This is a genomic window from Serratia sp. 506_PEND (genome assembly GCF_001076875.1).
Classification (GTDB): Bacteria; Pseudomonadota; Gammaproteobacteria; order Enterobacterales; family Enterobacteriaceae; genus Serratia; species Serratia marcescens.
Genome location: NZ_JVEL01000547.1, coordinates 6,325 through 14,251, shown reverse-complemented (window position 1 = coordinate 14,251; position 7,927 = coordinate 6,325). Strand labels below are relative to the sequence as shown.

Sequence of the window (7,927 nt, the reverse complement as noted above, 5' to 3'; positions counted from 1 at the left end):
ATAGGCCGTTTGTTCGTCAATATCCAGCCGAATTAATAATAAGGGCTGATAAGACGCCATCCATTGGTACAGGTTTTGTTCGCGCTTTCTCAACCCGCGGATCCAGCGATTGCCGCCGGCGGTTTTCGCCAACTGCGGGCCATCGAAACGAAACCCCGCCACTTCGGCCTGCGGATAACGATCGGTGATCAGTAATGCGCCGCTGCGGCTTTTCTTCAGCATGCGACGGAATTTATAAACGCGCCAATAGGAGAGTAAAAATATCACCAGCGCCGTGGCATTATCCGGCGGTGTGGAAGGGCGCTCATGCACGCGTTCCGATTTCTTCAGCAAATAACGCCCGAAGGGCGCGCCAATAATCGGCAGCGAACTGATCCATTCGCCGATGCGCCCGGAAGACTGGCCGAGATACAGCAGTTCGGCAGGTTCTTGCGCCGATAACGCGTTGACCAGGCTGGCGGCTAACGTGGATTTTCCCGAGCCGTCACAGCCGGTTATCGCTATTACGCGCACGGGCGAGCGATCAGATGAAGGTCTTATCTGCTGACTCACAATAATTGATCCAATGCGAAAAAAACTATTGTATTCCAATACGCCTTGGGTTCAAGATATTTATTGTGATTTGCTGCGATAAAATAATGAGATCGGCATTCTTCTTCGTTATTTGAATTGATATTCATGGCGTTTGTTCTTGTTATTTTGTGCTAATTGTTCGTGCGTGGGCCGGTTTCGCTTTTTATGTTAATTTTCGGCATGGCTCACGGCGAAAAAAGAGCAGAGGTTTTCAATTTTCGCTTAATGTTTTGTGCTTTTTGGCGCTGCGTATGGCAAATTTTTTTCACGCAGCCGCCGCGGCAATGATAAGCGAACGTTCGCTTCAAATATGGCACGCCGTTTCTGGTGTATTGAAAGAGAGTCTTATTATGAGTGCAAAATTTCCGCCGCTGATTGCGGTTATCGGCAGCGACGGATCGGGTAAGTCCACCGTTTGTGAACATCTGATCGAGTATGTGAAACATTATGGCCCGGCGGTGCAGGTGCATCTGGGCAAACAGGCGGGCAACGTCGGGCGCGCGGCGGCGAAATTGCCGCTGCTCGGGCACTCGGTGGGCAAGGCTATCGAGAGCAATACCAAAAAAGTCAAAACGAAAAAATCCCGGATTGGCCTGTTGCCGTCGGCGGTGATCATCGCTTTCGTGGGGCGGCGGCTGCTGCGTTTTCGCCGCATGCTGGCGTATCGCCGGCAAGGGTTCATCGTGTTGACCGACCGTTTTCCGCAGGCGCAGATCCCTGGTGCTTATGACGGCACGGTTTTTCCCGTCGACGTTGAAGGCAGCCGTTTCGTCCGTTGGCTGGCGGCGCGTGAACGGGCGGCGTTTCAATGGATGGCGGGGCAAAAACCGGATCTGGTGCTCAAGCTGAATGTCAGTCTGGACGTGGCCTGCGCGCGCAAACCCGATCACCGCAAAGCGGCGCTGGAGAAGAAGATCGCCGTCACGCCGCTATTGACGTTCGAAGGCGCCGACATCGTGGATCTCAATGCCGATCGGCCGATCGAGGAGGTGCTTTCGGCGGCGGAAAAAGCCATCGCGGAATTTATGGCGGCGCAGGGGTATCGCTATTCGGCTGATGGGGTATCAACGGCTGCGCACTGAGGCGCGCATCGGTTCGGCTGGGCGGCGAGGCCATTTTCGGCACCGCCGCCGCGGCCGAGAGGGAAAGGCTTTATTTTTTCAGCGCCGCAAAGGCGCGCACGATGGCGTCGATTTCTTCATCGCTGTGCGCGGCATTGACGCTGCAGCGCAGCAGGGTCACGCCCGCCGGCGCGGCCGGTGGCAGCACCAGGTTCACATAGATGCCGTGGGCGATCAGCTCGCGCCAGAAACGCAACCCTTCTTCCTTTGAACCGATCATGACCGGCACCACCGGGCTGATGCGCGGCCCCAGGGTATAGCCCAGCTCGGCGAGGCCGTGGTACAGACGGTGCGCATTGCTCCACAGTTTTTCCCGCAGCTCGGGATGGCGGGCGATTTTTTGCAGCGCCGTGCGCACCGAAGCGATGCTGGACGGCGACGGCGAAGCGGTAAAAATATACGGCCGGCTGCTGTAGCGCAGCACGTCCATCCCCTTGCCGCCGACGGCGAAACCGCCGATCGAAGCTAGGCTTTTGCTGAAGGTGCCCAGGATGATATCCACATCTTGCTCGACGCCCAGCGCTTCGGCCAGGCCGCGGCCGCGCTCGCCCATTACGCCGAAGGAGTGCGCTTCGTCGACCAGCAGATACCCGCCCAATCGCCGCTTGATGTCGACGATTTCCACCAGCGGGGCGACGTCGCCCAGCATGCTGTAGATGCCTTCCACGATAATGATCGCCTCGCGGGCGCGTTCGCCCAGGCGCACCATGCGGCGCTCCAGATCGGCGGCGTCATTGTGGCGGAAGCGAATAATTTCCGCGCCGCCGAGGGCGCAGGCGTCGTAAATGCTCGCGTGGCTGTCCGCGTCGATCAGCACCACGGCGCCCGGCCCCGCCAGCGTGCTGATAACGCCCAGGTTGGCGGTATAGCCGGTGGAGAACACAATGGCGCTTGGGCGATCGAAGAATTCCGCCAGCTCCCGTTCCAGCGTCAGGTGCGATCCGTAACTGCCGTTCGCCATGCGCGAGCCGGTGGTGCCGGTGCCGAGCGCGGCCAGAGCCGCCTGGCCGGCGGCGATCGCCTGCGCATCGAACGTCAGGCCAAGGTAATTATTGGTGCCGGCGAGGACAATCTTTTGAGCGCCGATGCGCCCCTGGGTGGCGGAATACACTTCGTCGATACAGGTGCCGAACGGATTCAGACCGGACGTTTGAAATTGTTCACGGTCATTGGCGAGTCGCGCAAACTTATCATACAGTCCCATGGTTTTTCTCCAGATAAGGGCGCAGCGCGTCAAGCAGTTGCTCAGGCGTTCTGACATCAAGCAATATATTGATAGGAATGGAGATATCTAATTCATCTTCCAGCATCATCAGCAGATCCAAGACTCTGATGGATTCCAGGCCAAGATCATTGACGAGATCGCTATCAGGTTTGATTTCCACTCCGCCTTCGACGATACCTTGCAAACACGTCAGGATATAATCCATTACAGCATCGCGATTTAGCATAAGAACGTTGACACACCTCTACTTGGAATAATTAAAACAGCCCTTCACGCAGCGCGCGTTCCAAACTCACCTGTGGAAACCAATTAATCTGTTGCGACAGCGCCTGATTATTGGCGGACCAGTCGCGATGCGTTAATTCGCGTATTTTGCTGCGCGTCAGCATCGGCTCTTGTTTTACCAGGCGGTTCCACAACACGCTGATATCCGCCAGGGCTTTCAGCAGCGGCAGCGGAATGCCCACCAGACGCACCGGCCCGTGACGCACGGCGGCGCCGATGTCCCGCAGGCGCAGCCAGTTATAGCCTTCGGCCACGCCGTCGCACAGTTCGTAAATATTCGGCTGCGCGGGTTCGGTCTGCACCCATTGACTGACCGCCTTTGCCAAATCGCTCACGTGCAGAAAAGAGAGCCTGGCGTCAGGCGCGCCCAGCCGGGGCAGCACGCCGCGCAGCAGGCCGTTGAACAGCGGTTTCAGCTCTTTATCGCCGGGCCCGTAAACCGCCGTCGGGCGGAAAATCCCCAGCGCGATATCGCCCGTGGCGGCGATGAGTTGCTGCTCGGCGGCCTGTTTTGAATGGGCGTACCAGGACAGCGCCGGATGGCGGGCCGCCAGCGACGACATGAACAAGAAGCGATTGCAGCGGCCGTTCTGTTTGGCCGCCTGCATCAAATTCAGGCTGCCGGTGACGTTGCAGCGGGTGAACACCGCTTCCGCATGCCCGCGCACCTGGCCCGCACAATGCACGACGCACTCCGCGCCGCGCACCAGTTCGGTGAGCGAGGGCCGATCTTCCAGCGCGCCGGGGATCCACTGCAGGTTGTCTACGGCGGCTTTTCCGGCTTGCCGCGTCAGGGCGCGCACGCTAAACCCTTGCGCCAGCAGTTCCTGGACGATATGCCGGCCGATAAAGCCGGTCGCGCCCGTCACTGCCACGGTGCCGCTCATTGCGCGAAACCGGCCAGTTGCGGCATTTGCGGGTAGAGCGAAGCGCTCAGCCAGCGTTTCTTGGCCTCCGCGCGCGCGGGTTTGCCCGACGACGTGCGGGGAATGCTGTGCGGTGGCAGCAGCTCGATGTCCACCGCGATGCCGAACTCGCTTTGAATGCGCGCGCTCAGCGAATGCACGATTTGTTCACGGCGCTCTTCCGAACTGACTCGGCACTGGATCTGCAAAATGATCCTGGCCGCTTCGTCGTGTTCTTCGGTCACGAAGGCAATCGCATCGCCGGAACGGATTTCCGGTTCGGATTCCGCGACGTACTCAATATCCTGCGGCCAGATATTGCGGCCGCGAATGATGATCAAATCCTTCTTGCGGCCGGTGACGTACAGATAGCCGTCCAGCAGATAGCCGAGATCGCCGGTGTCCATCCAGCCGGTCACCTGGATCTGCTGCTGGGATTCATCGTCGCAGAAATAGCCGTTCATCAGGCTGGGGCCGGATATCGTGATATGGCCGACCTGGCGCTCCGGCAGCGGTTGCCCGGTTTCGCTGCGGATCTCGATGCGATGGCCGGGCAGCGCACGGCCGCAGTTGACGAAGGTCGAGACGGCGCGGGTCTTCTTGCCCGGCGCGACCGCTTTACCCTCGTACTCCAAAATATCGCGGTCGACCGCGTTGGTTTGCGGGCCGGAGCTGGGGTCGGAAAAACTCACCGCCAGGGTGTTCTCGGCCAAGCCGTAGCACGGCATGAAGGCTTTGCTGTCGAAGTTGATGCTGCTGAAGTGTTCGCCAAACTGGGCGAGCAGCTCGGCCGGGATCGGCTCGGCGCCCACGCCCGCAACCCGCCAGCTGGAAAGATCCAGATCGGCCAGCTCTTTGGCGTTGCTGCGGCGCAGACACAGATCGTAGCCGAACGGCGGGGCGACGGACACCGTGCCGCGATTCTTGGCGATCAGTTTCAGCCACTGCATCGGGCGCATAGCGAAATCTTGCGTGCGCAGGTAGTCGACGGACAGCTGGGTCGCCACCGGCGTAAGCAGGAAACCGACCAGGCCCATATCGTGATAGAAGGGCAGCCACGAAACGCAGCGGTCGCCGGCGCGCAACTTGATCCCGTCGCGACTGATCGCGTTCAGGTTCGCCATGGCCGCCCGCTGGGTAATGATCACGCCGCGCGGAAAACGGGTGCTGCCCGAGGTGTATTGGAGATAGGCGATATCGTCGGGCGAAGGCGCCGGCAACGCGATCTCCGGCTCTGGCAAGGCGTTAAAGTCCGCGTCGCTGAGGATGTGCATCGCCGACGAGTTTTCCGTGGCCGACGCGATGAGCGGTGTCCACTCTTCGCTGCTGACGATCGCCGCGGGGTTGCAGCTGGCGATCAGCCCTTTCAGTTTGGCGGTGTAGGAGTCGCGCTGGCCAACGCCCATCGGGATCGCCAACGGCACCGCCACCAGGCCGGCATATTGGCAAGCGAAAAAGGCTTCGACGAAGCCCGGGCTGGTTTCGGCGATAAGCGCCACGCGATCGCCTTTCTTGAGCTTCAGGGACAATAAACGCCGCGCGCCCGCGATCGCTTTTTGCTGCAGCGTGCGATAGTCGAGAACGGTCACGAGTTGATTGCGACGGTCGTAAAAATTCATTCCCGTATTACCGAGTGCCGCGTAATCCAACGCGTCCACTAACGTGGGGAAGTCCGCATAGCGCATGGGAAGAGAATGAACGGAACTTGTTTCAGACATAGACAAACTTAGCCATAGATTAAAAATCACCAAAAGAGAAATCACTCTTGGCGAGGTAATTGATGTTTTACTATGAATAGGTTTTGAATAAGTTTGTTATTCAACCATCTTCATTCCGCGAACAGCGTATATTGCCGTGCTCGAGCGGCATGCCGGTTATTAACCGGGCAGAACGTAAGTAGCCCGAGTCATCAGCCTTGAGCGGCACCCTGGCGAGATATGAGAGACTATTGTAATATCCGGACTTCGCCGTTCTTTAGTCTGCATCTGTCGGGCAGGAAATAACTGTCGGCTCATAGGTTATGACCTCATGCATGGCTATCTTGGAACTTAAACACTTCCTAAACAGTATGCCGCAAGAAATTCAAAAGTGAACGATTCATTTAAGGCTAATCTTAAAAATAGCATTAAGTGGTAAAAATGGCGGCGCACCTCCTGATTAAAGTCGGTACACTAAAAGCGGCGAGTTTCTTTTACCATAACAGCACGAAATAATAAAAGAGCACTATTAGCGTAGCCTGGCTGCGCCGCTTTCTGTTTCCTTTTTTTATCAATTATGGACATCACAGGGTGAATGTCAGGCAACACGTTGCTGATTCGCCGAGGGGGAATATTCGGTTTTTCTTATCAGTGAGCCGGAGGTAATACACAATTCAATAAAAGGCAACAGCATAAAAAATGCTAAAGGCGTTGTCGCGTGCTTATTTAATTATTTTATTAAAACGTAAGGCTATTTATGATCCGTATTGAGAAAGTTCTGGATAAACGCGAACTTAAAGAATTTATTGCTTTCCCCTCGCAACTGTTTCGCGATGATCCGAACTGGATTGAGCCGCTGCATGTAGAGCGCGAAGAGCACCTGTCAAAGAAAAATCCCGGAACCGACCATATTGAATGGCAGGCATGGGTGGCCAAAAAACAGGGCAAAGTGGTTGGGCGTATCACTGCGCAAATCGATTCTCTGCACCGGGAGCTGCATGGCGAGGATACCGGCCACTTCGGCATGATTGACGCCGTTGACGATCCCGCCGTGTTCAGCACCTTATTCACGGTAGCGGAGGAGTGGCTGAGGTCGAAAGGCGCGCGTAAAATCACCGGGCCATTCAGCCTTAATATCAATCAGGAAAGCGGCCTGTTGGTCGAAGGGTTCGATACCCCGCCTTCCGCCCTGATGACGCACGCGAAACCCTACTACGCGGCCCAGATAGCGCAGCAGGGCTACAGCGAGGGGATTGATTTGCTGGCCTATTGGATGAAAAGAACCGACCTGCATTTTTCGCCGTCATTAACCCGGATGATGGATCAGGTGCGTAAAAAGGTGACCGTCCGCCGTCTCAATCGCAAGCGCTTTCGCGAGGAGATGCAGGTGCTGCGCGAGGTGTTCAACTCCGGATGGCAACATAACTGGGGGTTTGTCCCGTTCACCGAACATGAGTTCGCCACCATGGGGGATCAGCTGAAGTTCCTGGTGCCCGACGATATGATCCATATCGCCGAGGTGGATGGCGCGCCCTGCGCCTTTATCGTCGGCCTGCCGAACATTAACGAAGCGATTGCCGATCTGCAGGGGCGCTTATTGCCGTTCGGCTGGGCGAAGCTATTGTGGCGCCTGAAAGTCAGCGGCGTGCGCACCGCGCGCGTGCCGTTGATGGGCGTACGCCAGGAATATCAATTCAGCCGCATCGGGCCCATTATTGCGCTGCTGCTGATTGAGGCGCTGCGCGAGCCTTTCGCGAAGCGCAATATCGACGCGCTGGAAATGTCGTGGATCCTGGAAACCAATACCGGCATGCGGACGATTTTAGAACGCATCGGCGCGGTGCCGTACAAGCGCTACCGCTTGTACGAGAAAACGCTTTAAGCGGCTGATATCGCGTCCTCTTTTTACGCTCCCAGAATAATAACCGCGCCAGGGCATTTTCGGGCGGTGCCGTTTCAGGAGCAGGGTGACGGCGAGTGAGCGAATGCATCGTCTCCGGAAAGAGAACGGTTAAGGTTTTTAATTAATAAACTCAAGATAAATTCACGCTGCGTGATTTATTTGCGAGTGACTGTCGCAGTTTTGACGAGAGCTGATTGTATGCCTGTGGAAAAGAAAAA

At 57.0% G+C, this 7,927-nt stretch carries 7 protein-coding genes; 2 read left to right on the top strand and 5 right to left on the bottom strand.

All coding sequences use genetic code 11. The features are described 5' to 3' along the window. Positions 1-552, bottom strand: a 552-nt coding sequence (locus ADK28_RS23780) for a lipoprotein (protein ID WP_048796857.1), incomplete at its 3' end; no start/stop codon positions are given. A gap of 371 nt (positions 553-923) precedes the next feature. On the opposite strand from ADK28_RS23780, the gene ADK28_RS23775 reads away from it, so the two are divergent. Further along, complete coding sequence (locus tag ADK28_RS23775; protein WP_048796856.1) at positions 924-1,655, top strand: ATP-binding protein; 732 nt, start codon at positions 924-926, stop codon at positions 1,653-1,655. Positions 1,656-1,725: 70 nt separating this feature from the next. Here ADK28_RS23775 and spt read toward each other — a convergent pair whose 3' ends face one another. From spt to ADK28_RS23755, 4 genes are read right to left on the bottom strand one after another with little or no spacing between them, the layout of a single operon-like run. Further along, the gene (gene spt, locus ADK28_RS23770; protein WP_048796855.1) at positions 1,726-2,898 is read right to left on the bottom strand and encodes a serine palmitoyltransferase; all 1,173 of its coding nucleotides are present in this window, start codon (positions 2,896-2,898) and stop codon (positions 1,726-1,728) included. Beyond that, positions 2,885-3,145: an acyl carrier protein gene (locus ADK28_RS23765; protein WP_015378483.1), complete on the bottom strand. Its 261-nt coding sequence runs from the start codon at positions 3,143-3,145 to the stop codon at positions 2,885-2,887. The genes spt and ADK28_RS23765 overlap by 14 nt, the downstream gene beginning before the upstream one ends. 31 nt (positions 3,146-3,176) lie before the next feature. Beyond that, positions 3,177-4,091: an NAD-dependent epimerase/dehydratase family protein gene (locus ADK28_RS23760; protein WP_016927029.1), complete on the bottom strand. Its 915-nt coding sequence runs from the start codon at positions 4,089-4,091 to the stop codon at positions 3,177-3,179. After that, positions 4,088-5,827 (bottom strand): fatty acyl-AMP ligase, encoded by a 1,740-nt coding sequence (locus ADK28_RS23755; protein ID WP_033639872.1) that lies wholly within the window; start codon positions 5,825-5,827, stop codon positions 4,088-4,090. Before ADK28_RS23755 ends, ADK28_RS23760 begins: the two co-directional genes overlap by 4 nt. 736 nt (positions 5,828-6,563) lie before the next feature. Here ADK28_RS23755 and ADK28_RS23750 point away from each other — a divergent pair. Beyond that, positions 6,564-7,688, top strand: a complete 1,125-nt coding sequence (locus tag ADK28_RS23750; RefSeq protein ID WP_016927031.1) for a hypothetical protein — start codon at positions 6,564-6,566, stop codon at positions 7,686-7,688. Positions 7,689-7,927: the final 239 nt, after the last annotated feature.